The following is a 25,440-nucleotide window of genomic DNA, read 5'->3' on the forward strand; positions in this document are numbered from 1 at the left end:
AAAATCATTCCACTAGCGGGGCTGAGGAACGCAATTGTTGAATAAAACGCAGGATAGCGCGTCGGAGACATCCGATGCCGACGATCGTGAAAGCGGTCGGCGGCACCGGATTCATCCGCTGACGATCATCCGACGTATTTTCGGCAATGCCGTCTTTTCCAGCCTGACGCGGCGTATTCTCTTCTTCAATGTCGCGGCGACGGTGGTTCTCGTCGGCGGTATTCTCTACCTCAACCAGTTTCGCGAAGGGCTGATCGATGCGCGCGTCGAAAGCCTGCTGACGCAGGGCGAAATCATCGCTGGCGCTATCTCCGCCTCGGCATCGGTCGATACCAACTCGATCACCATCAATCCGGAAAAGCTGCTGGAGTTGCAGGCGGGCCAGAGCATCACGCCGGTACCGAATGATGAGGACTTAAGCTTTCCGATCAATCCCGAGCGTGTTGCGCCAGTTTTGCGTCGGCTGATCTCGCCAACCCGCACCCGTGCCCGTCTCTTCGATGCGGATGCAAACCTGCTTCTCGATTCCCGGCATCTCTATTCGCGTGGTCAGGTGCTGCGCTACGACCTGCCACCGGTCACCCCCGAGACGCAGACCTGGGGCGAATGGGTGGCCAGCCTGTTCAACCGCATGCTGCAGCCAAGCAGCCTGCCACTTTATAAAGAAACACCAGGCGGCGATGGGTCGATCTACCCGGAGGTGATGAATGCGCTGACAGGTGTTCGAGGCGCTGTCGTGCGCGTGACCGAAAAGGGCGAGTTGATCGTCTCGGTGGCCGTTCCCGTTCAACGTTTTCGCGCCGTGTTGGGTGTTCTGCTTCTGTCAACGCAGGCCGGCGATATCGACAAGATCGTTCACGCCGAACGTCTGGCGATCATGCGCGTCTTCGGCATTGCGACGCTCGTCAATATCGTGCTGTCGCTGCTCCTCTCCTCCACCATCGCCACACCGCTTCGCCGGCTTTCGGCGGCGGCCATCCGTGTACGGCGCGGTGCGAAAGCACGCGAGGAAATTCCGGACTTCTCCGCCCGTCAGGACGAGATCGGCAACCTCTCCATTGCACTTCGCGAAATGACCAACGCTCTTTATGACCGGATCGATGCGATCGAGAGCTTCGCTGCAGATGTCAGCCACGAGCTGAAGAACCCGCTGACCTCACTGCGAAGCGCTGTGGAGACGCTGCCGCGGGCGAAGACGGAAGAATCCAAGCAGCGCCTCACCGAAATCATCTTCCACGATGTCCGCCGCCTCGACCGCCTGATCAGCGACATTTCCGATGCGTCCCGCCTCGATGCGGAATTGGCGCGCGCCGATTCCTCGCCGGTCGATCTTGAGATACTGCTGAACGGCCTTGTGGAAATCTCGCGGCAGATCTCCAGCAAGAAGAAGACCGTCACGATCGATTATGTGGCCGACCACAAGCCGGGCGTGAAGACGAGCTATGTCGTCAATGGTCATGATCTTCGTCTTGGCCAGATCGTCACCAATCTTATCGAGAACGCCCGTTCCTTTGTTTCGCAGGATGGCGGCCGTATCTTCGTGCATCTGCTGAGACACAAGGATCGCTGCCTGGTTCGTGTCGAGGATAATGGTCCGGGCATCCAGGCTGAAGACATCGATCGCATCTTCGAGCGCTTCTATACAGACCGTCCGGCAAGCGAAGGCTTCGGCCAGAATTCAGGCCTTGGTCTCTCGATCAGCCGCCAGATTGCCGAAGCCCATGGCGGCACGCTGAAAGCGGAAAACATCATCGACAAATATGGCGTGATCTCCGGCGCCCGCTTCACGCTCTCGCTTCCTGCAGCCCATACGCATGAGCGCTGACCGCATCAATTACCATGCAACCGCGATCGTCGTCGACGGTGTTGGACTGCTGTTCGTCGGCCCATCCGGCAGCGGCAAAAGCGAACTTGCCTTCAGCTTCTTGACTGAAGCAAAACGGTGTGGCTTAGCGGCCGCGCTTGTGGCGGACGATCAAGTCCTGATCTCATCGGAAAACGCGCGTGTTTTTGTCGAGCGGCCGGAGAGCATCGCAGGACTATTGGAACTTCGCGGCAGCGGAATTATCGAACTCGACAGCATTGCGTCAGCAACGATGGATTATGCGGTGACGACCGTTCTGCATCTGCAGACCCCTCGCCTGCCTCCGCAGGATGAATGGCTGGATTTGCCGACCGGCAACAGGCTACCTCTGATCCGAATTCCGCTTTCCAGCATCACGCCCTATGGAAAATTTGCTGCACTTGCTCAAAATCTGTTCGAAGCCAAGGGAAAGTGAACAAAAATCCCCGGTTTGGGGGCTTGCGCTTCGCATTTTCCTCATCAAGATGGGCTCCCACCGATGGACAGGTTTGCGGCATTGCGATAGGGCGGCACACCAGACGCAAGTCCAGGTGGCAAGGTGCGTGTGTAAGGGAGCATTTCATGATCGGACTAGTGCTTGTCACTCATGGCAAGCTGGCTGAGGAATTTCGTCACGCGGTAGAGCATGTGGTCGGTCCTCAGAAGTTGATCGAGACCGTTTCGATTGGTCCCGAGGACGACATGGATCAGCGCCGGCAGGATATCATCGATGCGGTTACACGCGCCAATGACGGCAATGGCGTCATCATCCTCACAGACATGTTCGGCGGAACGCCTTCCAACCTCGCTATCTCTGTGATGAGCAGCGGCACCGTTGAAGTGATTGCCGGCGTCAACCTTCCCATGTTGATCAAGCTTGCAGGCATCCGTACCGAAGACAATATGGACAAGGCGTTGCAGGAAGCCTCCGATGCCGGTCGCAAATATATCAACGTCGCCAGCCGCGTTCTCAGCGGCAAATAAGAAGAACACGCTTCATGTCCTCACTGTCGAAGGAACTGCTGATCGTCAACAAGCGCGGCCTTCACGCGCGTGCGTCTGCAAAATTCGTGCAGACGGTGGAGAAGTTTGACGCAGCCATCAGCGTTTCGAAGGACGGTATGACGGTGGGCGGCACGTCTATCATGGGTCTGATGATGCTGGCGGCCAGCCCGGGATGCACGGTGTTCGTCGAAGCGAGCGGCAATCAGGCAGAAGAAGCACTTGCAGCACTCGAGGCTTTGGTCGCGGACCGGTTCGGCGAAGAACTTTGATAACCATCATATAAAGACATAAAGACTTCTTTATATGATTATTGCCAGATCGGCCATTGCCTGTTAGAACCGCAGCCTGAATTGCAAGGCAGCGGCACAGGTCCCTGCCATTTTTGAGCAGGAGATCTTTATGAGCGCTGACAAAGACTACATCGTCGCGGACATCAACCTTGCCGACTACGGCCGCAAGGAACTGGATATTGCCGAAACCGAAATGCCTGGCCTGATGGCCTGCCGCAGCGAATTCGGTCAGAGCAAGCCGCTGAAGGGCGCACGTATCTCCGGCTCGCTGCACATGACGATCCAGACGGCGGTTCTCATCGAAACGCTGAAGGAGCTTGGCGCAGACATCCGTTGGGCATCCTGCAACATCTTCTCGACGCAGGACCACGCGGCCGCGGCGATTGCTGCTGCCGGCATTCCGGTCTTTGCCGTCAAGGGTGAAAGCTTGACGGAGTATTGGGAATATACCGACAAGATCTTCCAGTGGACCGACGGCGGCGTCTCCAACATGATCCTGGATGATGGCGGCGATGCCACCATGTACATCCTGCTCGGCGCACGCGCTGAAGCTGGCGAAGACGTTCTGTCGAACCCAGGCTCGGAAGAAGAAGAAATCCTTTTCGCGCAGATCAAGAAGCGCCTTCAGGCTTCTCCCGGCTGGTTCACCAAGCAGCGTGATGCCATCAAGGGCGTGACCGAAGAGACCACGACGGGCGTCCATCGTCTTTATGACCTCAGCAAGAAGGGTCTTCTCCCCTTCCCGGCCATCAACGTCAATGACAGCGTCACCAAGTCGAAGTTCGACAACAAGTATGGCTGCAAGGAATCGCTGGTTGACGGCATCCGTCGCGCAACCGACGTGATGATGGCTGGCAAGGTTGCCGTCGTTTGCGGTTACGGCGATGTCGGCAAGGGTTCGGCTGCTTCGCTTCAGGGCGCTGGCGCTCGCGTCAAGGTCACCGAAATCGACCCGATCTGCGCGCTTCAGGCTGCCATGGACGGTTTCGAAGTCGTTCGCCTGGAAGACGTTGTTTCTTCGGCAGATATCTTCATCACCACCACCGGCAACAAGGACGTCATCCGCATCGAGCATATGCGCGAGATGAAGGACATGGCGATCGTCGGCAATATCGGTCACTTCGACAACGAAATTCAGGTCGCTTCGCTGAAGAACCTAAAATGGACCAACATCAAGCCGCAGGTCGACATGATCGAGTTCGCCAAGGGCAACCGCATGATCCTTCTGTCGGAAGGCCGCCTGCTGAACCTCGGGAATGCGACCGGTCACCCTTCCTTCGTCATGTCGGCCTCTTTCACCAACCAGGTGCTCGGCCAGATTGAACTCTTCACCAAGCAGGGCGAGTACAAGAACGATGTTTACGTACTGCCGAAGCACCTCGACGAGAAGGTAGCGCGTCTCCACCTCGAGAAGCTTGGCGTCAAGCTAACCGAACTTTCCGACACGCAGGCAGATTATATCGGCGTCTCGAAGACGGGTCCTTTCAAGGCAGAACACTACAGATATTGATTTCATAGTTAATATCCACATCAAATACACCACATCTAGGCATCGCGGACTTGACAAAGTCCGCGATTTCTTTTTTGGGCGCCGCCCTTCCCGGAAATTTGCTGAGACGGTATTGTCTGAAGACTTGATTCGTGTGGGCGGATGCCCGTGCGAAAATGGGATGTCTTGTCGAAGATGCGGCACATAGGACGGAGACAGACCGGGGATGTCGGTAAAAAAAGCGAACTCGCGCCAGCGGGTGCAAAACAGCGTGGAGACGGGCAGCGACGAGGCGCCCGTTCTTGAACGATTGCGCGGCTCTCTGACCACCATGGCAGGCGCCTTGCGCCAAAAGATTTGCGCTTTCTCAGCGCTGATGGCTGGAACGGCGCTTAGCGGTTTCGCCACTGCCGCTCGGGCGCAGGACGGTGCTCTCCTCCAAAGAAGTGCTCGACTGTTCTCTTCCAGCGAGACGATCGCCTATTCGATTTTCCTTGGCGTTGTGTCGGCAACCCTGTTTTCCATCGTCTGGCTGGTGCGCCAGCGCGGCAATATCGAAGCCGAGGTCAACGAATACCGTACGGCCCTTTCAGATGCTCAAAACAAGATCTCCAAATACGAGGCGCTGATTTCCGACAAGTCGCGCCGGATCGTCATCTGGGAAGACACTGGCGAGCGTCCCGAGTTCGTCGGACAACTGCCGCCCGAAACCGGCGTGCCTATTGCAGATTCCGATTTTCTGGCCTTTGGCCGCTGGTTGCGCCCTACCTCGGCAGCACCGCTGGAAAAGGCAATCGAGCAGCTGCGCAGCCAGGCGCAGAGCTTCGATCTCACCATCGAGACGCAGCGCGGCGAAGTAATCGAAGTTCAGGGACGGGTGTCTGGCGGCAAAGCCTTTGCCCGCTTCATCGCGCTCAACAACATGCGTGCAGAACTGGCGGAGTTGAGGGTCGAGCGCGAGCGTCTGCTCTCCTCCATGTCGACCTTCCAGGAGCTTCTCGATTCCATCGAGCAACCTGCCTGGCGCCGAAACAATGATGGCGCGCTGATCTGGGTCAATCACGCCTATGCGATTGCTGTCGATGCCACGACGCCGCAGCAAGCGGTCAACGAGCAGCGCGAATTGCTGAACACGGTAACACGGCAGAAGATTCGGGCGACGGCTACGCCGGAATCGCCTTATCACGACCGCATCTCTACCGTGGTTTCCGGCAACCGCACCTTCTTCGATGTGGTCGATATCAAAACACCGAGCGGCTCTGCCGGTATTGCCATTGACGCTTCCGATGCTGAAACCATCCGGGAAGAGCTCAAACGCACGCTGAAGAGCCATGCGGAAACCCTCGATCATCTGGGAACCCCGGTCGCCATCTTCGATGGCGAGCAGCGTCTGCAATTCTACAATCAGGCTTTCGCGCGCCTGTGGGGTCTTGATCTGGTATTCCTGGAATCAAAACCCGGCAATTCCGAGCTTCTCGATCGTCTGCGCAGTGCCGGCAAATTGCCGGAGCAACTCAGCTGGAAAAGCTGGAAAGAGACTGCTCTTTCCGTCTATCGCGCGCTCGATACCCAGACCGATCTCTGGCACCTGCCGAACGGGCAGACGCTGCGTGTGATTGCAACCGCGCATCCGCAAGGCGGCGCGACCTGGGTGTTCGAGAACCTGACCGAACAGGTCGATCTTCAGACCCGCTACAACACGCTGGTCAAAGTCCAGGGCGAGACGATCGATCATCTTGCCGAGGGCGTCGCCGTGTTTGGTGCTGACGGACGCATTCGCCTGTCCAACCCGGCATTCCGGGCGCTTTGGGGCATTACTGCAGATGAGGCGGAAGCCGGCAAACATATCCGCTCCATAGAAGCGGTTTGTGCCCAGTCCTACGACAAGCCGGATGGCTGGCGCGCGTTCTCACAATTCATCACCAGTTTCGACGACGAGCGTCATTCCAAGCAGGGAACGCTCGAACTTCTCTCCGGCTTGGTGCTCGATTATGCTGTGATCCCGCTGCCCGACGCGCAGACGATGCTGACTTTTGTCAACATGACCGACAGCGTTCGCGCCGAACGGGCCTTGAAGGAAAAGAACGAGGCGCTGCGAAAGGCCGACGAGCTGAAGAACGATTTCGTTCAGCACGTCTCCTACGAACTGCGCTCGCCGCTGACCAATATCATTGGCTTTACCGATCTTCTCAAGACCCCTGGCATGGGCGAACTGAACGATCGTCAGGCCGAGTATCTCGACCACATCTCGACCTCTTCATCCGTGCTGCTGACCATCGTCAACGACATTCTCGATCTGGCAACCGTGGATGCCGGCATCATGCATCTGAACTATGCCGAGAACGATCTGAACGAGCTTCTGGACGATGTGGCGGTGCAGATCACCGACCGTCTGCAGGAGAGTGGCGTTTCGCTTGAGATCGTCGCGCCTGCGCATCTCGGTTCCATCGTCGCCGATCACCAGCGACTGAAGCAGATACTGCTGAAGCTCCTGACCAATGCGGTCAACTTTGCGCCCGAAGGGTCTGCAATCCGCCTGACCTGCCAGAGAAGCGAAGGCGATTTCGTCTTTTCCGTTGCCGATCAGGGGCCCGGTATCCCAGAAGATATGCTGAAGACGGTCTTCGACCGCTTCTCGACACGCGGCCAAGGGGGCCGGCGCACCGGTGCGGGGCTTGGCCTCTCGATCGTCGAGAGCTTCGTCAGTTTGCATCAGGGCACCGTCACGCTGGACAGCCGCCCTGGTGAAGGCACAGTCGTCACCTGCCGCATTCCCTCCCACGATCAGCCGCAGTCCATTGCTGCCGAATGAGTGACAAGACGCTTTCCCTCTCGCTCTTCCTTGCAGATGAGGCCGACACCATCCGGCTTGGCGAGGAGCTGGCGCTTGCCGTGAAGCCTGGCGATGCCATTGCGCTGGTGGGCGATCTTGGGGCCGGGAAGTCGACGCTGGCGCGCGCCTTGATCCGGGCCATCGCCGATGATGCGGAGCTTGAGGTGCCAAGCCCGACCTTCACCATCGTCCAGTCCTATGCCCTTCGCTTTCCTGTCGCGCACCTCGATCTCTATCGTCTCTCCGACGTGTCAGAGCTGGATGAGCTTGGAATCGACGAGATGCTGTCGGACGGCGTGTGCCTGATCGAGTGGCCGGAGATGGCAAGCGATGTGCTGCCAAAGGCATCGACCATCCTGCTGCGCCTGACGCATGAGGGAGAAGGTCGACGCGCCGTGATCGAAGCCTCCAGGCGTCACGTCGAGCGACTTGAGCGCGTCTTCGCCATCCGCCGCTTTTTGGAACGAAACGACAAGGCGAATGCGACCCGACGCTATTTCAGTGGCGATGCCGCCTATCGCACCTATGAACTGGTGCGCGATGAAGACCGCCAATATCTGTTGATGGACTGGCAGCCCCAGCCGCCCGGCCCCGCTCTTCACAACGGCAAATCCTATTCGGAGATCGTGCATCTTGCCCGCACGGTCGAGCCGTTCGTTGCTCTTGATCTCCATCTCCGAAGCGAAGGCTTCGCGCTGCCCGAAATCCTGGCGCGCGACATGGATGAAGGCATCCTGCTTTTGAGCGATATGGGACGCGCAGGCGTTCTGGATGCCAATGGTGCGCCCATTGAGGAGCGCTACATCGAAAGCGCTGCCTGTCTGGCGGCGCTGCATGAAAAGCCGATGCCTGCAACGATCGGGCTGCCGGATGGTGGGCGCTATGAGATTCCACGCTTCGATGCCGATGCGATGAAGATCGAGACCTCGTTGCTGCTGGACTGGTACCTGCCCCACATCCATGACGGCAAACCAACCGACGACGCCAAGCGGCAGGATTTTTTCGCCGTTTGGGATCAGTTGATCGCTAAGCTTGCCGATGTGGAAACAGGGCTCGTCTTACGCGACTTCCACTCGCCAAACATCATCTGGCAGCAGGACAAACCAGCGCCGCAGCAAGTGGGCATCATCGATTTTCAGGATGCGATGATCGGCCCAACGGCCTATGATCTGGCGTCTCTGGTACAGGATGCGCGCGTGACCATCCTGCCTGATCTGCAGGCGCGGATGATGGAGCGCTATCTCGATATTCGCCGAAAAAATCCTGCCTTCGATGAGAAGGTGTTTCTCAAAGCCTTCGCCATCATGGCGGCGCAACGCAATTGCAAGTTGGTCGGCGCCTGGGTTCGGCTTTTGAAGCGCGATGGCAAGCCGGGCTATATGAAGCACATGCCACGCACCTTCACCTATATGCGGGCCGCGCTTGAGCATCCCGAACTTGCGCCGCTGCGAGACTGGTTCGCGCGTGCGGGCATAGACCTCAACTCTCACTGAAGCTTTTCCCATGACGATCAGACAAGCGATGGTTCTGGCAGCAGGTCTCGGCACGAGAATGCGCCCGATCACCGACACGATCCCCAAGCCGCTGGTCAAGATCGCGGGCAAGCCGATGATCGATTATGTGCTCGATCTCCTAGCAGCGGCGGGAGTCGAGACGGTTTCCATCAACATCCATCACCATGCCGAGCAGATGGTGGCGCATCTTGAAGGCCGTCAAGACCTTGAGATCCTGATCTCGGATGAGCGCGCGCAGTTGCTGAATTCCGGCGGCGGTCTCGCCAAGGGTTTGAAATTGCTGACGCCAGGACCGGTTCTGGTGATGAATGCCGATCTCTTCTGGGTCGGTGAAACGCCTGGTCTTCCCACCAATCTACAGAAGCTTGCGGCAGGGTTCGATGCTGGCCGCATGGATATGGCGATGCTTTGCGTCGATATGGATCGCACGACTGGCCATAACGGCAAGAAGGATTTCAACTTCGCAGAGGATGGGCGCCTCACCCGTTATCAGGAGGGTGAACCCCACCCGGTGGTTTACGCTGGCGCGATCGCCATGGATTCGCGCCTTCTGAACGATGCCCCTGTCGATGCCTTCAACCTCAATATCTATTTCGACCGTGCCATTGCAAAAAACCGTCTGTATGGCGTGATGCTGGACGGTCAGTGGATTACGGTCGGCACACCGGATGCTATAGAGGATGCGGAGCGAACTATCGCTTCCGTTTAGAGCGCCGTGCATTCATTAGGACGCAAAAAGGACGCTCTAACGCTTTAAATCGAAGCATCGTGCTTTAATCCGAGAGAAGGTCGAACCATTGGCGCATGCCAAACGCATCCTGACCATCGCGCCGGGAACACCCTTTCTAAAGACGCTGGCGCAGAGCCTTTGTGCGGGGACACTCGCGAAGGGCTTTGCCTATGATCCGGCCGACCCGCTGTCGCTTGCCCGCGTGACGATCTATGTGCCGACCCGCCGTTCGGCCCGTGTGCTGCGCTCCGAATTCGTCGATATTCTCGGCGGTCGTTCGGCCATTCTGCCAGTCATCCGCCCGCTCGGCGAGACCGATGACGACAGCGGCTATTTCGACATTGAAACGCCTGCGACAATCGATCTTGCACCACCGATTTCCAGCACGGCTCGGCTTGTGGAACTGGCACGGCTGATTCTTGCCTGGCGAAACAGTCTACCGGATGCGATTCGCGCTATCCATTCCGATTCGCCGCTCGTGGCACCCGCCAGCCCGGCAGACGCGATCTGGCTCGCGCGGGCACTCTCCGAAGTCATCGACGCGATGGATACGGAAGACAAGGATTGGGAAGCGCTTTCCGATCTTGATACGGCCGATCACGCCCAATGGTGGCAGTTGACGGCAAAGTTTCTGGAAATCGCAAGCATTTACTGGCCAGCCCGCCTCACCGAGCTTAACCGCTCCTCTGCCGGTCGGCACCGCAACGCCATCTTGCGCGCAGAGGCGGAGCGGCTGAAGAAGAGCGTGACGACGGATCCAATCGTCGTCGCGGGTTCCACTGGCTCCATTCCGGCTGCCGCCGATCTGATTGCTGCCGTCGCTTCGCTGCCGCATGGCACAATCGTGCTTCCCGGTCTTGACCTCGACATGCCGGAAGATCAGTGGCAGGCAATCAATGAAGCGCCGGATGACGCGGCAAGCCGCACCCATTCGCAATATGGCCTTTTCATTCTGTTGCAGAAGCTTGGGGTCTTGCGTCGCGATGTGGAGCGGATCGGTGCGCTGGACCGCGACCTGCAAGACCGCGCCGCCATTTTTTCCACCGCCCTTGCGCCAGTTCGGGCGACAGCGGAATGGAACGAGTGGCGCGCGGACAAAACCCCGGCCTTTTTCGAAAATGCCTTCTCTGCCGCTTCGATGATAGAGGCTGCCAATGAACGCGAGGAGGCAACCGCAATCGCCATCGCGCTAAGACTGGCGCTTGAAAAGCCCGGTCAGAACGGCCCGTCACAGGCAGCTCTCATCACGCCGGATCGCGGGCTTGGGCGACGGGTGGCGACGGAGCTTGCCCGTTTTGGCATTGAGGCGGACGATTCTGCCGGGACGCCGCTCTCTGCCACGCCACAGGCCGGACTTCTGCAATTGGCGCTGGAAGCGATCTTGCGGCCTGGCGATCCGGTGGCGGTCATTTCTCTGTTGAAGCACCCGCTTTGTCGCTTCGGTCTTAGCGAACATCAAATGACTGAGGCAGTTGCAGCGCTTGAGCTTCTGGCCCTGCGCGGAGGGCGCGAAGAAACGACGCTTGGCAATCTCGGTGCGCTTCTGGCGCATCAGATGGCACTTCATGCCGACGATCGCCATCCGCCGCATTGGCGTACGGCATTGTCCGAGGATGCGCCGCTTGCGGCTGGAGATTTGGCGGCGCGCGTGAAAGCCGCGATAGAGCCGCTGGAGCAGGCTTTCATCCATCACGATCCGCTGCGCGGTCGCCTCACCTCCCGCCTGACGCTGGCTGAATGGGCGGAGCGCTCGGGCCGGGTGATCGAGGCGATCTGCCTGGATGAGGCAGGAGATTTGGCAAGCCTTTGGTCCGGCGAGGCGGGCGAAAAGCTCTCTAGCCTGTTTGCCGAACTGATGGAGTGCGGCAACGCGTTGGAGGCGGATGGTCCGCAGTGGATCGATATCGTCGCTGCCTTCGTCGCGGGCGAATCGATCAAGCCGCGCGCCATGCGCCACCCGCGCGTCTTCATCTTTGGTGCATTGGAAGCACGTTTGCAGAGCGTCGATACCGTCATCATCGGAGGCTTGAACGAGGGCGTCTGGCCGGGACAAACGGCCAACAACCCTTTCCTGTCCCGCAGCATGAAGACGTCGATCGGACTTGAGCCGCCGGAACGCCGTATCGGCCAATTGGCACATGATTTTGAGATGGCGAATGGCACGCGTCACATCATCTATAGCCGCGCACTGCGCCAGGGCTCCACACCCGCCGTCGCTTCACGTTGGCTGCAAAGGCTGCTGGCGCTGGGCGGAGAGGATTTTGCCCAATCGTTGAAACAGCGCGGCGAATCCTTCCGCCATTGGGCGACGATGCTGGATGACGCTGAGACGCAGGATCCGGCACGACGCCCTTCCCCCATCCCGCCTGCCGAACTGCAGCCGAAGAGCTACTCCTTCAGCGAGGTCGGGCGGCTCAGGCGCGACCCCTATTCCATTTATGCGCGGCGCATCCTGAAGCTTAATCCACTGGACGAGTTCAATCGCGATCCAGGCGCTGCCGATCGCGGTACGCTTTATCACCGTATTATCGAACTCTATTCCCGTGAGGAGCACGTTCCAGGCACGCCGGCATCCGAAGACGCCATGATGCGCGTGTTGAACGCGTGTTTCGACGATGAAAATCTGCCAGCACATATCGATATCGTCTGGAGACCTCGGTTCGTCGCGGTCGCACGCGAGTTTCTTGCCTGGGAGAAAGACCGACGTCCGATGGTGCGACGCTCCTATATTGAGGCTCGTGCAGGCCAAGAAATTCCGGAGGCCGGGATCCGGCTGACCGGCGTGGCCGATCGGATCGACATCAAGACCAACGGCAAGGCGGATATTGTCGATTACAAGACTGGCCTTTCTCCCACCGTGAAACAGGCGCGCTCCCTCCTCGATCCGCAACTGGCACTGGAAGGAGCGGCCTTGATGCGCGGCGCTTTCCGCGACGCCGGGACACCAACGCCGGAGGATTTGATCTATGTGCGCCTGCGACCCGGAGAGCGCTTTGGCACCGATGTCGTCAACAACGAGGACGCCAAGGCCACAGCCAAGACGGTGCCTAAGAGCGCGGCGGAATTGGCAACAGACTCGATCGACCAACTGACCAAGTTCATCAAGGCGCTGCGAGAGGGCAAAAATGGCTTCGTGTCGCGGCTGATCCCGGAAGAACAGCAATCCTATGGCGGCGAGTACGACCACCTGGCGCGTGTCTCCGAATGGTCCACCGCAGAACCGGGAGATGGCGATGGCGAATGATCTTTTCGAATACGCCGCCGAGCAGGCTCTCGATCATGGGCCGGAGCGCGATGAACCAAGCGCTTGGATCGACTGGACGACACGGCAGCAGACCCGCGCGTCCGATCCGAAAAGCTCGGCATGGGTGTCGGCAAATGCGGGTTCGGGCAAGACACACGTTTTGACGCAGCGTGTGATCCGTCTGCTGCTGGCCGGTTGCCGCCCTTCCGCCATTCTGTGCCTGACCTATACCAAGGCCGCGGCCTCGGAAATGTCGAGTCGTGTCTTTGATCGTCTCGCGGATTGGGCCACGCTCTCCGACACCGCCTTGAGAGACCGCATCACGTCAATTGAAGGCCGCGTCCCGGACGCGATCAAGCTGAAGGAGGCACGCCGCCTCTTCGCCAAGGCGCTGGAAACACCAGGTGGGCTGAAAATCCAGACGATCCACGCCTTTTGCGAAGCGCTGCTGCACCAATTTCCGCTGGAAGCGAACGTGGCCGGCCACTTCTCGGTTCTGGATGACCGTGCCGCCAGCAGTCTTTTGGCAGAAGCGCGCCGTAGCCTGCTGACCGCCGTTTCGCTGGAACGCGATACACCGCTCGCACAAGCGCTTGCCTATGTGCTCGATCTGGCCGACGAGACCGGGCTGGAAGCTCTACTGAGCGCCATCGTTGCCAACCGCAATCCTCTGCGTGACTTTCTTGAAGACGCGTCCCGCAGCGGCGGGATCGACGCGGCGCTCCGAAGTCATGCCCGCATCGGTGCCAGTGAGACGCTCGAGACGGCAGCGGCCGCTTATTGGCCGCTCCCGGGCCTCTCCGGCCTGTCGCTCGATACCTATATGACGCTATCCGATGAGGTGGGCGGTGCCCGGACACACGAGGTTTCTTATGCATTGCGGGAAGCGGCAAGGGAAAGCGACCCATTCAAGCGTATAGCATTCATCGAAAGCGCGCTTCTGACCCAAAAGGGCGAGCGCAAATCTGATGCCTACGTCGTCAACAAGGCGATGCAGAACGCAGCGCCCAATCTTCTGGACGACCTGACGCTGGCGCGCACCCATGTAGTTGCCTGCCGCGACCGGTACCGGACGCTGCGCATGCTGGAAGCCACCAGACATGCTCTTACACTGGCAGATCGGCTGATCGGCGACTTCGAAGACTTGAAAAAGCAGCGCAGCCAGCTTGATTTCGAAGACCTGATCGAGCGCGCAGCTACGCTTCTCAACCGCGATACGGCAGGCGCATGGGTGCATTACAAGCTGGACCAGGGCATCGACCATATTCTTGTCGACGAGGCGCAGGATACCAGCCCGGTACAGTGGTCGATCATCCAGTCATTGGCGGCAGATTTCTTCCATGGCGAGACCGCACGCGCTGGTCAACGAACGCTTTTTGCCGTGGGTGACGAGAAGCAGTCGATCTATTCTTTCCAAGGAGCAAGGCCGGAGCGTTTTTCGCAGGAGCGTGAGGAAACGGCGCGCCGCGTGACCGCCGTCCAGCAGGTCTTCCATCCCGTTCGTCTGCCGCTGTCCTTCCGTTCCACGGCAGATGTACTGGCCGCAGTGGATCAGGTCTTCTCTCTGCCTGCGAATGCTGCAGGTCTGAGCGCCGACAACGAACCCGTCGAGCATCGCTCCAACCGCCTTGGTCAGCCCGGAACGGTGGAAGTATGGGACATGATCGCCGCCGAGCCCGTGGAAGATGAGGAAGACTGGACGGCACCATTCGATGCACTGCGCGAGAGCGCACCGCCTGCCATCGTTGCAAGACGAATGGCGGCGCGCATCGCAGCGATGATCGGCAATGAAACGGTGATCGAGAAAGGTGTCGAGCGTCTTATCGAGGCCGGCGATATCCTAGTTCTGGTGCGCAAACGCCACGCCTTCGTCAACGCTCTGACGCGCGAGTTGAAGCAGCGCAAGAACATTCCCGTTGCCGGTGCCGACCGCTTGCGGCTGACGGACCACATCGCCATTCAGGATCTGCTGGCGCTCGGCCGCTTCGTGCTTCTGCCGCAGGATGATTTGTCGCTCTCCGCATTGCTAAAAAGCCCGCTCTTCAATCACGATGAAGACGATATTTTTGAGCTCGCCGCTCAACGTCCTGAAAAGACGAGTGTGTGGGACTGGTTGCAGCAGCGGGCAGAACAGCAAGGCAGCCGTTTCGCCAACACGCTGCAAACCCTCTCCACCCTGATTGGGCTATCCCGTACGGCCACGATTCATGATTTCTACGCGGCCGTCATGACCATCCATGAAGGTCGCAAGCGGTTTCTCGCACGGCTCGGCAACGAGGCAAGCGACGTGCTCGACGAGTTCCTGTCCTTTGCGCTCGACCATGAAAAGACCGGTCTTCCCGGCCTGCAATCCTTCATCTCCGTACTTGAGACAGACGCGCCGGAGATCAAGCGCGAGCAGGACAAGGAGCGCGGCGAAGTTCGCATCATGACGGTTCACGCCTCCAAGGGTCTAGAGGCACCCGTGGTGTTTCTCGTCGATGGCGGCTCGAAGGCCTTCATTCCAAGCCATGTGCCGCGCTTACGCTTTCTCGAGACCAAGGATGCGGCGTTCCCCGTGTGGCTTCCGGGGAAGAGCTTCGACAACACTTTGATCGACCAGGATGACAGTCGCTTGAAGGATGCGGCCGAACAGGAATATCGCCGCCTCCTCTATGTCGCCATGACGCGTGCTGCCGACCATCTGATCGTCTGCGGCTATCGTGGGCCGAAGGAGAACCCGGATTGCTGGCACCAGATGGTGAAGCGATCGCTTGCCGCCGACGAAGCCCGCTGTGCGCCCTATCAATTTAAGGCAGGCGATGAAGCCTGGGATGGTTTGCTGTGGCAGATGCATGCGCAGGCCCCCAGAACGATCGCGAAGAGCAAGGTGCTGCCAAGCGCCGAAGCTGAGGCGTTTCCCACCTCGTTGATGCAACCACTGCCACCTGCTCCAGCCCTTCCCCGGCCGCTCAGCCCGTCCGGTGCCGGAACGATCGTCGATGACGGCGCAGACGACCTTATCGTCTCCTCCCCGCTCTTTACCAAACCTGAAACATCGTCCGGCCTTGCACTGCAACGGGGACGACTTGTGCACCGGATGCTGCAAACGCTGCCGGACTATCCCGAGCATGAGCGGGAAGACGCTGCCCATCGTTATGCGGAACGCGCTGCACGGTTTTGGCCAGAGAAGGAACGCGAGCGGCTGATCCGGACCACTCTTGCCGTGATCGCCGAGCCGGCCATTCAATCGGCCTTCTCCGCCAACAGCCGGGCGGAAGTTTCGATCATGGGCACTTTGCGATTGGGCAGGCAGGAGTTTGCCGTTTCAGGCCGGATCGACCGCTTAGCGGTGGAGGGCGAGCGCGTCATTCTGGTGGATTACAAGACCAACCGGGTCCCGCCATTCGACGAGAATGCCATCCCGTTTGCTCATATCGCGCAGCTTGCGATCTATCGCGAGATCCTAAAACCGCTTTATCCAGGCAAGGCTTTCACCTGCGCACTTGTTTATACCGAGAATGCATCTTTCGTGACGCTCAAGGACGAAGCACTGTCACAGGCCCTTGCCGCCATCTCGACAAAGTGAGATACCGGGCATTGAAAATGCGTCGCTTCCGCATCACATGAATGCCGAATAGATTCACTGAAAGGAGAGCCAATCATGGCTACCGTGAAAGTCGATACCTCCAACTTCCAGTCTGAAGTTCTCGAATCCGCTGAGCCTGTCGTCGTGGACTTCTGGGCAGAGTGGTGCGGTCCGTGCAAGATGATTGCGCCGAGCCTCGAAGAAATCGCGACGGAACTCTCCGGCAAGGTGAAGGTCGTGAAGTTGAACATCGACGAAAACCCTGAGCTTGCTGCCCAGTTCGGTGTTCGCTCCATCCCGACGCTTGCCATGTTCAAGGGCGGCGAAGTGGCTGACATCAAGGTAGGTGCGGCTCCGAAGACTGCGCTTTCCGCCTGGATTTCCAGCGCGGCCTGATGGCTTTCAAGATACCAGATTAAACAAAAGCCCGGTTCTGCCGGGCTTTTTTCTTGGGAATTTTTTGTTTCATCTCTTCAAGATTATTGCGGCGGAGTGCCGTTTAGCGCAAGCGCGTTGCCGGCAAGATAGAGCGATCCGCCGATCAGGATGCGTGGCGCGGGCTTTGCCGGATCGAGTCGTTTTGCCAATTCCTCCAAAGCCTCTTCGATGGAGGCTGTCGGCGCTGCCGTCAGGCCGGCGTCGAAAACGGCATGGGCCAGGACAACCGGATCAATCGCCGCATCCGAGCCGTTGATCGGCACGGTGAAGACATATTCGGCAATACCAGCGAAGGCCTTGAAGTAACCAACCTGATCCTTGGTGTTGATCATCCCGGCAATCAGCACTAGTGGACGGGCGGCCTTCTCTTCGAAGCCAGCCATGGCTTCGGCAATGACTTCGCCGGCGCCGGGGTTGTGACCGCCATCGATCCAGATTTCGCTGCCTTGCGGGGCAAGCTCGAAGATGCGGCCACGGGTGATGCGCTGCAGGCGGCCCGGCCACTCGACCGACGTCATGGCCTTTTCGATCATGCGGTCGGTGACGCTGAAACCTGCAGCCTTGACGGCGCGAATGGCGGCTGCCGCATTACCCAGCTGATGGCGGCCAGGGAGCCGCGGTAGCGGCGCATCCACCAGGCTGAACTCGTCCTGATAGACCATGCGGCCATGTTCTTCATGAGCGGAAAAGTCCTGCCCATAGATCGATGTCGGGCACTTCAGCCGCTCGGCCGTCGCGATCAGCACATCGAGTGCTGCGTCGTACTCCTGATAGCCGATGACGACCGGCGAACCGGTCTTCATGATGCCAGCCTTTTCCGCGGCGATTAGTTCGACGCGATCGCCGAGATAAGCCTGATGGTCGAGCGAGATCGGCATGATCACCGAGACGGCCGGATTGGAAATCACATTGGTCGCATCAAAACGACCACCGAGGCCGACTTCCAGAATGACCACGTCCGCTGGCTGTTCGGCAAAGAGCACGAAGGTGACTGCGGTCAGGATTTCGAAAACAGTAATGTGCTGGCCATCATTGGCGACTTCCACGCGCGCTAGCGCGTCTGCCAACATGCCATCTTCCACTAGCCGTCCCGGTGCGCCGGGAACACCGATACGGTAGCGCTCGTTCCAGTTGACCAGATGGGGTGAAGTGTGAACGTGAACGGCCAGGCCTGCCGCTTCCAGCAACGCGCGGCTGAAGGCCGTGACCGAGCCTTTGCCATTGGTGCCCGCCACGTGGATAACCGGCGGCAGGCGCTTATGCGGATTGCCAAGCTTTTCGAGGAGGCGGGTGATCCTATCAAGCGACAGATCGAAGCCCTTGGGATGAAGCTGCATCAATCTGTCGATGATGCGTTCCGCCTCGCTCGTGTCAGGCTTCGTCATATCCGTCATCCACCCCTCCGGAGCGATTTGTTCGAGGCGTCAGGCAGTCGCAGCCAACGGCACGATGTCCTTGGACGTGTTGGCTGGCGCCTTCGTCATGATCTTCAAAAGGTTGGCAAGCGTATCCGGGATCGCATGGCGATCGACAACCATGTCTACCATACCGTGATCCAGCAAATACTCGGAGGTCTGGAAGCCCTCGGGAAGCTTTTCGCGGATCGTCTGCTCGATGACGCGCTTGCCGGCGAAGCAGATTTCAGCACCAGGCTCGGCAATATGAACATCACCCAGCATCGCGTAGGATGCCGTCACGCCGCCCGTCGTAGGGTTGGTGAGAACCACAATATAGGGCATGCCTGCTTCCTTGAGCATATTGACCGCAACCGTTGTGCGCGGAAGCTGCATCAGCGAAAGGATGCCCTCCTGCATGCGCGCACCACCGGAAGCCGGGAACATGACGAGGGGGCAGCGCTCCGAGATTGCGCGCTCGAAAGCCTTGACGATCGCTTCGCCAGCGGCAATGCCGAGCGAACCGCCCATAAATTGAAACTCGTGCACGACGGCGACGATCTTCAGACCCTGAAGCTTGCCGACACCAGCAAGGATTGTGTCTTCCTGCTCTGTCTTGACGCGGCTATCGCGCAGACGATCGGCGTATTTTTTCGAATCGCGAAACTTCAGCGGGTCCTGTGCCACCTTCGGCTGCGGCAGCGCTTCATAGGCGCCGTCGTCGAACAGGTCGGCGAGGCGTGCCTTTGCAGGCATTTTCATATGGAAGCCGGAGGCCGGAATGACCCACTTGTTGTCTTCCAGATCCTTGTGGAAGACCATCTCGCCGGTTTCAGGGCACTTGATCCAGAGATTTTCCGGGGTGTCACGGCGGCCCAGCATGGAATTGATCCGCGGGCGTACGTAATTGGTAATCCAGTTCACGTTCTTTTCTCCTGACTGTCCGCGCTAAACCGATGATCCTTCGGCAGCAGTGAAGCGGAATGGCGACGCATCGCTGCGTTTTCAACCTTGTTCCGCTCGTCTTCTTTTACATTCAAAATCAGCATGGCGATTTCAAGTCGGTCACGACCTCAGTTCGCCTTGATCTTAGGCCCGCGAGGCGCGCACGCCCGTTGAAAGGCCCTTTACCAGCGTTGTTACCGCCGGCACAGTGTCATTCGTCGCCTTGCCATCCTTGGTGAGGCTAAGCGCGATCTGATTGACGATGGCCGAACCGACCACGACACCGTCGGCCACTGCACCGATTGCCTTGGCATGATCAGCGGTCTTGACGCCGAAGCCAACGCAGACAGGGAGACTCGTGTGCGACTTGATCCGCTCTACGGCACCTGAAATCGTCGACGGATCGGGCAAGGCCGAACCGGTAATCCCATTCATCGAGACGTAGTAGACGAAGCCCGAGGTGTTTTTCAGAACCGTCGGAAGACGCTTTTCATCTGTGGTGGGCGTGGCCAGACGAATGAAGTTCACATCCTTCTGGACTGCCGGGATGCACAACTCGTCATCCATTTCCGGCGGCAGATCGACGACGATTAGGCCGTCGATGCCAGCCGCGAGCGCATCGTCCAGGAACTTGTCGACACCGTAGATGTAAATCGGATTGTAGTAACCCATCAGCACGATCGGCGTCTCGTCGTTCTGCTTGCGGAATTCGCGCGCAAGATCAAGCGTCGTTGCCAGCGTCTGTCCGCCTTTTAGTGCCCGCTGGCCGGCCATCTGGATCGCGGGGCCATCGGCCATTGGATCGGAAAACGGCATGCCGAGTTCGATCACATCGGCACCGGCTTCCGGCAGGGCCTTCATGATGCCGAGCGAGGTTTCGAAATCAGGATCGCCACCCATGAAATAGGTGACGAGGGCCGGACGATTTTGCGCACGCAGATCGGCAAAGCGCTTGTCCATACGTGCAGTCATATCAGAGTCCCATTCCCAGAATTTTACCGACCGTGAAAATATCCTTGTCGCCGCGGCCACAGAGATTCATCAAGATGATCTCGTCCTTGCCCATCTTCGGAGCGCGCTTGATGACTTCCGCCAGCGCATGGCTCGGCTCAAGTGCCGGAATGATGCCCTCGGTGCGTGTCAGCATCTGGAACGCTTCCAGCGCCTCATTGTCCATGATCGGCACATATTCGACGCGACCGGCATCCTTCAGCCACGAATGCTCAGGGCCGATGCCCGGATAATCGAGACCGGCGGAGATGGAGTGACCTTCCTTGATCTGCCCGTCATTGTCCTGAAGCAGATAGGTACGGTTGCCGTGGAGCACGCCTGGGGAACCGGCAGTGAGCGAAGCGCAATGCTCTTCGCCATCAAGGCCCTTGCCGCCCGCTTCGACGCCAACGATTTTTACGCTCGCATCATCCAGGAACGGATGGAACAGGCCGATGGCGTTGGAGCCACCGCCCACGGCCGCAACCAGCACGTCCGGCAGGCGGCCTTCAAGCGCCAGCATCTGTTCGCGCGCCTCCTTGCCGATGACGGCCTGGAACTCACGCACCATTTCCGGATAGGGGTGCGGACCAGCTGCAGTGCCAATCATGTAATAGGTGTCGTCGACATTGGTGACCCAGTCGCGCAAGGCCTCGTTCATGGCGTCCTTCAGCGTGCCATGACCCGCCGTCACCGGCTTCACCTCGGCACCGAGAAGCTTCATGCGAAAAACGTTGGGCGCTTGGCGCTCCACGTCCGTTGCGCCCATGTAAACGACGCAAGGAATGCCAAAGCGCGCAGCCACGGTTGCCGAAGCCACACCGTGCTGACCGGCACCGGTCTCGGCAATGATGCGGGTCTTGCCCATGCGCTTGGCAAGCAGGATCTGGCCAAGGCAGTTGTTGATCTTGTGCGAACCGGTGTGGTTCAACTCGTCGCGCTTGAAGTAGATCTTCGCGCCGCCAAGCTCGGCCGTCAGCCGTTCGGCAAAATAGATCGGGCTCGGGCGGCCGGTGTAGTGCGTATTGAGATGCTCAAGCTCCGCCTGGAACTCCGGATCGTTCTTCGCCTTTTCCCACTCAGCCTGCAGGTCAAGGATCAGAGGCATCAGCGTTTCAGCAACGAAGCGGCCTCCGTAAATACCGAAGCGTCCGTCCTCATCGGGACCGGCGCGAAACGAGTTGGGTTTCAGCGTTTCGTTCACTTTCAAGCTCCCTGCAGCCTAGCCGATCGCACAGCATCGAAGAATGCATCGATCCTGGCCAAATCCTTCACACCCGGCGCGCTTTCCACGCCCGAGGAAACATCCAGTCCACCTGCCCCGGTTTCCACCAGAGCCTCAGTGACGTTATCCGCGTTCAGCCCCCCGGAAAGCATGTAATTCACGCCTTCGTCAAGAGAATGCAAAACGCTCCAATCAAAGGAGACGCCGTTGCCTCCCGGCAGTTCAGATCCCGCCGGTGCCTTGGCATCGAAAAGGAAACTGTCTGCGATTCCGATATAGGGATCGATCTTGGCGAGATCATCGGCGTCACGAATAGAAAAAGCCTTCATCACGGGCAAACCGTAGAGCGCCTTGATGCTCAACACACGCTCAGGGCTCTCGCTACCATGGAGCTGAAGAATGTCCGGTTTCAAAAGATCGATGATCTCGTCAAGTTCGTCATTGTCGGCATTGACGGTAACGGCGACGATCTTGACGCTGCCGCGCACGGCGTCCGCGAGCTTGCCGGCAATATCCGGTTCGATGTTGCGCGGGCTCTTCTCGAAGAAGATAAAACCGATATGGCTTGCCCCGCGTCGAACAGCGCGCTCAATGGCTTCCGGCGTCTTCAGCCCGCAAATCTTGATGTCCGGCATACTGGCACTTTTCATGACTGGGACGTGACACGAAATGGTGTGTGAGTCGAGCCAAAATACTGTCGAAGGCGGTCGGGCGAATAATGTTTCACGTGAATCCAGACCCTGATTGAGCTTAATCGAAGTCTATGGCGTGGAGTTGCGAGCCGTTCTGCTTCAGCCAGGCTTTCGCCTTCTCCATCTCCGGACAGAGCGTCTTGCACAGTGCCCAGAACTTCGGTCCGTGGTTCATCTCTTTCAGATGTGCAACCTCGTGCGCGGCCAGGTAATCGATGACGCTTTCCGGCGCCATGACGATACGCCAGGAAAAACTCAGGTTGCCTTCATGCGAGCAGGAACCCCAGCGGCTGCGCGTATCCTTCATCGAGATGGAGCGTGCCGGTCTCCCGACAGCCTTGGAATGGATCGCGACCAACCGTTCGAGATCGGCACGCGCCTCCTTTTTCAAAAAGGTCGCCACACGCCGCCCCGTATGTTCAGGCAGGCCGCTGACCTTAAGAAGAAGCTGACCATCCTCATCCTTCGCAATCTGGGTCACACCGCGCATCAATCCGGTGTGGTGGATCTTGTGAGGCGTGCCGCGAATAGAAATGGTGGCACCATCTCTCATTCCTGTCGGCGCGGAGAACTTGGCAAACTTGGTTTCGAGCCAGCCCTGATGACGATCGAGAAACAGATCAACCTGGGCGTGATGCAGACCATTAGGGATGGTCAGCTTTAGCGCCTTGCCGCCTGGCTCGATGCGCAGCGTGATACGCGTTGCTCGCGGGTTTTCCTTGATGGTGATCGGGATACTCCGTCCGCCAACCTCCACCGTGCGCTGGGAAAGCGTCGGCTTGCGAGGGGACGAAGATTTCAGGGACTTTCGAAGCAACGAAAACATGACGCCGTCATAGCGCTTTCTGCCTTCAAAAGCCATGCACCCCCTTATTGCTAAAGTCGATGCTGCTGAAAGAACGCGACCATCTGCGGAACGATTTCGTTGCGGAAGCGTGAGCCGTTAAAGACGCCGTAATGGCCGACATCTGGCTGCATATAATGGCGGCGTCTATCCGCCGGCAAATTGGAGCAGAGGTCGTGGGCAGCCTTTGTTTGTCCAACGCCGGAGATATCATCATTCTCCCCTTCCACGGTGAAGAGCGCGACATTGCGGATGGCAGCCAGATCCACTGCCCTGCCCTTGTGCATCATCGTGCCCTTGGGAAGAGCATGCTCGATGAAGACAGTCTCGACAGTCTGAAGGTAGAACTCAGCGGTCAGGTCCATGACCGCAAGATATTCGTCATAAAACTCCCGATGCTTTTCCGCCGAATCGCCGTCATTCTTGACGAGGTTCAGGTAGAAATCCTTGTGCGCCGTCATGTGCCGGTCGAGGTTCATCGACATGAAGCCGGACAATTGCAGGAAGCCTGGATAGACAGAGCGGCCAAAGCCTGGTTGCGGCCACGGAACCGGCATGACGACATTGTCGCGGAACCACTCGATCGGCTTTCCCTTTGCCAGTTCGTTGACACCGGTGGGATTGATGCGCGTATCGATCGGTCCACCCATCAGCGTCATGGACGCAGGCGCAAGCGGGTCTTGATCCGCCTCCATCAAGGCTACAGCCGCCAGAACCGGGACGGATGGCTGACAGACGCCAACCACATGGGCACCCTTACCCAAATGATGCAGCATCTCGACGACGTAGGAGATGTAATCATCCAGATCGAAGCGGCCGTCCGTCAGAGGAACCGTACGTGCATCGATCCAGTCGGTGATATAGACATCCGCCTGGGGCAGCAGCGCTTCCACCGTGCCCCGCAAAAGCGTGGCGTAGTGACCCGACATCGGTGCCACCAACAGGATTTTCGGATCGGCTGGCCGGTCTTCGGGGAGCGTACGGTTGAAGTGGATGAGTCGGCAGAAGGGTTTCGACCAGACAACCTCCTCCACCACGTCAACGATCTTGTCATCGATTTTTGTGCTGGAGAGCCCGAACTCCGGCTTGCTGTACCGACGCGTCAGACGCTCGAACACTTCGAAGCCTGCATCGAGGCTGCGGCCGAACGCAGTGTTGGATAAAGGGTTGAGAGGATTATTGCAGGCCTGGCGCATCAGGTCAGCGCTCGCCCGCAAGGGTGCCATAGCGGCATGGTTCATTTCATAAAGATGGTAAAACACGAATAAACGCCTCCCGTCGTCATCGTCGTCTTTTGTGACAGTCTAGCATCTTTTCGCAGTTGCACAAAATGGCGTGCGAACAGCGATTTGTGGCGGAGGTCTATCGCGGTTCATCCCTGCCCTCAACCGCCTTCGCGGTGAGGCCAGGGATGAACGTGTTCAATCTTAGTTGTCGGCGACGAAGGTCTGCTTCTGAGAGCCAAGACCCTCAATGCCGAGCTCGACAACATCACCGGCCTTGAGGAAGCGCTGTGGCTTCATGCCGAGACCCACACCTGGGGGCGTTCCGGTGGAGATCACATCGCCTGGATGAAGCGACATGAACTGGCTGAGATAGGACACGACATTGGCGACGCCATAAACCATGGTCTTGCTGGAGCCATTCTGCATGGTTTCGCCATTGACCTTCAACCACATGCCGAGATTCTGTGGATCAGCGATCTCGTCCTTGGTGACGAGCCAAGGGCCGATAGGGCCGAAAGTGTCACAGGACTTGCCCTTGGTCCACTGGCCCTGACGTTCCGTCTGGAAGGCGCGCTCGGAGACGTCATGCGAGACGCAATAGCCAGCGACGTAATCGAGGGCATCAGCTTCCGACACATATTTCGCGGTTTTGCCGATGACGACGCCAAGTTCGACTTCCCAGTCGGTCTTTTCGGAACCGCGCGGAATGACGACATTATCGTTCGGGCCGACAATCGCAGAGGTGGCCTTCATGAAGATGACAGGCTCGGAGGGAACAGCTGCGCCGGTTTCCGCAGCGTGGTCGGAGAAGTTCAGACCGATGCAAATGAACTTGCCGGTACCGGCAACGCAAGCGCCGATCCGATCGTCGGTCAGAACCGGAAGCGTCGAAAGATCAAGCGCTGCGATCTTCTTCAGACCTTCGGGTGAAATCGCTTCCCCGCCAATGTCTTTGACGTGGCCTGAGAGATCGCGGACTTTTCCTTCCGCATCGAGAATGGCGGGCTTTTCGTGGCCGGGCTGACCGACGCGCATCAGTTTCATGGATCTCTCCCAGTTGTCAGACAAGATTATGCATATATGAACGAACTATTTATACTTGTCACCCCTTGACCATGAAGAGGCCGAAAAAATACGATCGCTCCGACTTCTTCTCCTCTTGATAAGGAC

At 58.6% G+C, this 25,440-nt stretch carries 20 protein-coding genes; 11 read left to right on the forward strand and 9 right to left on the reverse strand.

All coding sequences use genetic code 11. The annotated features are described in order from the left end of the window. Positions 1 to 37 precede the first annotated feature (37 nt). From WKI41_RS16525 to trxA, 11 genes are all read left to right on the forward strand, one after another. Entirely contained in the window at positions 38 to 1,825 is a 1,788-nt protein-coding gene (locus WKI41_RS16525; protein WP_425341059.1) for a stimulus-sensing domain-containing protein, read from the forward strand. Then, a complete protein-coding gene (locus tag WKI41_RS16530) occupies positions 1,815 to 2,279 on the forward strand; it encodes an HPr kinase/phosphorylase (protein WP_340194578.1) in 465 nt (154 codons plus the stop codon). The genes WKI41_RS16525 and WKI41_RS16530 overlap by 11 nt, the downstream gene beginning before the upstream one ends. A 146-nt stretch (positions 2,280 to 2,425) precedes the next feature. Then, positions 2,426 to 2,827: a PTS sugar transporter subunit IIA gene (locus WKI41_RS16535; protein ID WP_340194579.1), complete on the forward strand. Its 402-nt coding sequence runs from the start codon at positions 2,426 to 2,428 to the stop codon at positions 2,825 to 2,827. A 14-nt stretch (positions 2,828 to 2,841) separates the two neighbouring features. Continuing rightward, positions 2,842 to 3,117, forward strand: coding sequence for an HPr family phosphocarrier protein (locus WKI41_RS16540; RefSeq protein ID WP_340194580.1), 276 nt, complete (start codon positions 2,842 to 2,844; stop codon positions 3,115 to 3,117). Positions 3,118 to 3,247: 130 nt separating this feature from the next. Beyond that, positions 3,248 to 4,648, forward strand: a complete 1,401-nt coding sequence (ahcY, locus tag WKI41_RS16545; RefSeq protein ID WP_296077760.1) for an adenosylhomocysteinase — start codon at positions 3,248 to 3,250, stop codon at positions 4,646 to 4,648. Between the two features lie 310 nt (positions 4,649 to 4,958). Further along, entirely contained in the window at positions 4,959 to 7,439 is a 2,481-nt protein-coding gene (locus WKI41_RS16550; RefSeq protein WP_340194828.1) for a sensor histidine kinase, read from the forward strand. Next, positions 7,436 to 8,953 (forward strand): tRNA (adenosine(37)-N6)-threonylcarbamoyltransferase complex ATPase subunit type 1 TsaE, encoded by a 1,518-nt coding sequence (gene tsaE, locus WKI41_RS16555; RefSeq protein WP_340194581.1) that lies wholly within the window; start codon positions 7,436 to 7,438, stop codon positions 8,951 to 8,953. The genes WKI41_RS16550 and tsaE overlap by 4 nt, the downstream gene beginning before the upstream one ends. Before the next feature lie 10 nt (positions 8,954 to 8,963). After that, positions 8,964 to 9,683 (forward strand): nucleotidyltransferase family protein, encoded by a 720-nt coding sequence (locus WKI41_RS16560; protein WP_340194582.1) that lies wholly within the window; start codon positions 8,964 to 8,966, stop codon positions 9,681 to 9,683. A gap of 88 nt (positions 9,684 to 9,771) precedes the next feature. Then, positions 9,772 to 12,948 (forward strand): double-strand break repair protein AddB, encoded by a 3,177-nt coding sequence (gene addB, locus WKI41_RS16565; RefSeq protein ID WP_340194583.1) that lies wholly within the window; start codon positions 9,772 to 9,774, stop codon positions 12,946 to 12,948. Further along, the gene (gene addA, locus WKI41_RS16570; protein ID WP_340194584.1) at positions 12,938 to 16,516 is read left to right on the forward strand and encodes a double-strand break repair helicase AddA; all 3,579 of its coding nucleotides are present in this window, start codon (positions 12,938 to 12,940) and stop codon (positions 16,514 to 16,516) included. Before addB ends, addA begins: the two co-directional genes overlap by 11 nt. A gap of 75 nt (positions 16,517 to 16,591) precedes the next feature. Next, positions 16,592 to 16,912 carry a thioredoxin gene (gene trxA, locus WKI41_RS16575; RefSeq protein ID WP_340194585.1) on the forward strand — a complete coding sequence of 107 codons (321 nt, stop codon included), beginning with the start codon at positions 16,592 to 16,594 and terminating at the stop codon, positions 16,910 to 16,912. Positions 16,913 to 16,995: 83 nt separating this feature from the next. Here trxA and WKI41_RS16580 read toward each other — a convergent pair whose 3' ends face one another. From WKI41_RS16580 to WKI41_RS16620, 9 genes are all read right to left on the reverse strand, one after another. Then, the gene (locus WKI41_RS16580; RefSeq protein WP_340194829.1) at positions 16,996 to 18,339 is read right to left on the reverse strand and encodes a bifunctional folylpolyglutamate synthase/dihydrofolate synthase; all 1,344 of its coding nucleotides are present in this window, start codon (positions 18,337 to 18,339) and stop codon (positions 16,996 to 16,998) included. 39 nt (positions 18,340 to 18,378) lie between these two features. Continuing rightward, positions 18,379 to 19,272 carry an acetyl-CoA carboxylase, carboxyltransferase subunit beta gene (gene accD / locus WKI41_RS16585; protein ID WP_340194586.1) on the reverse strand — a complete coding sequence of 298 codons (894 nt, stop codon included), beginning with the start codon at positions 19,270 to 19,272 and terminating at the stop codon, positions 18,379 to 18,381. After that, the gene (locus WKI41_RS16590) at positions 19,269 to 19,397 is read right to left on the reverse strand and encodes a hypothetical protein (RefSeq protein WP_340194587.1); all 129 of its coding nucleotides are present in this window, start codon (positions 19,395 to 19,397) and stop codon (positions 19,269 to 19,271) included. Before WKI41_RS16590 ends, accD begins: the two co-directional genes overlap by 4 nt. A 40-nt stretch (positions 19,398 to 19,437) precedes the next feature. After that, positions 19,438 to 20,265, reverse strand: coding sequence for a tryptophan synthase subunit alpha (gene trpA / locus WKI41_RS16595; RefSeq protein ID WP_340194588.1), 828 nt, complete (start codon positions 20,263 to 20,265; stop codon positions 19,438 to 19,440). Position 20,266: 1 nt separating this feature from the next. Then, a complete protein-coding gene (gene trpB, locus WKI41_RS16600) occupies positions 20,267 to 21,487 on the reverse strand; it encodes a tryptophan synthase subunit beta (RefSeq protein ID WP_340194589.1) in 1,221 nt (406 codons plus the stop codon). Between the two features lie 2 nt (positions 21,488 to 21,489). After that, the gene (locus tag WKI41_RS16605) at positions 21,490 to 22,143 is read right to left on the reverse strand and encodes a phosphoribosylanthranilate isomerase (protein ID WP_340194830.1); all 654 of its coding nucleotides are present in this window, start codon (positions 22,141 to 22,143) and stop codon (positions 21,490 to 21,492) included. 115 nt (positions 22,144 to 22,258) lie between these two features. Beyond that, a complete protein-coding gene (locus WKI41_RS16610; protein WP_340194831.1) occupies positions 22,259 to 23,026 on the reverse strand; it encodes a M48 family metallopeptidase in 768 nt (255 codons plus the stop codon). 50 nt (positions 23,027 to 23,076) lie between these two features. Then, a complete protein-coding gene (locus WKI41_RS16615) occupies positions 23,077 to 24,306 on the reverse strand; it encodes a polyhydroxyalkanoate depolymerase (RefSeq protein ID WP_340194590.1) in 1,230 nt (409 codons plus the stop codon). Positions 24,307 to 24,471: 165 nt separating this feature from the next. After that, entirely contained in the window at positions 24,472 to 25,314 is an 843-nt protein-coding gene (locus WKI41_RS16620) for a fumarylacetoacetate hydrolase family protein (protein ID WP_340194591.1), read from the reverse strand. Positions 25,315 to 25,440 lie beyond the last annotated feature (126 nt).

This window comes from Agrobacterium larrymoorei, assembly GCF_037722385.1.
GTDB lineage: Bacteria > Pseudomonadota > Alphaproteobacteria > Rhizobiales > Rhizobiaceae > Agrobacterium > Agrobacterium larrymoorei_C.